Genomic DNA, 250 nt, shown 5'->3' with positions numbered 1-250 from the left:
ACAGCCGGCGTTGGCCTCACCCCATTAATCCAAGAAGAGTACGAGTCAAAACTGGAAGCACTCCACGAACTCATATCTGGGGCCAAGCCGCCAAGCATAGAAAACTTGAAGTCCGCAGGTAGCAATTCAATGCCCATCACCCGGGGCGTCATTACTGCACTACGCGACGAACCCGACCAAGAAATCCTGGCACAGCGGCTTGCTTCTGAGATCGCGGTCACCAGCGTGCTGGAAAAAGCCCTCCTGCTGC

1 protein-coding gene is annotated in these 250 nt (G+C 55.6%); it reads left to right on the top strand.

Going from position 1 to position 250, the window contains the following annotated elements; all coding sequences use genetic code 11:
• A partial coding sequence (locus SB717_RS38215; RefSeq protein ID WP_486360816.1) for a hypothetical protein occupies window positions 1-250 on the top strand: 250 nt, incomplete at both ends.

Origin of the sequence: Priestia sp. SIMBA_032 (assembly GCF_046535215.1) — a bacterium.
Lineage (GTDB): Bacteria > Bacillota > Bacilli > Bacillales > Bacillaceae_H > Priestia > Priestia aryabhattai.
The sequence above is the reverse complement of the archived record's forward strand: the minus strand, read 5'-3'. Positions and strand labels throughout refer to the sequence as shown.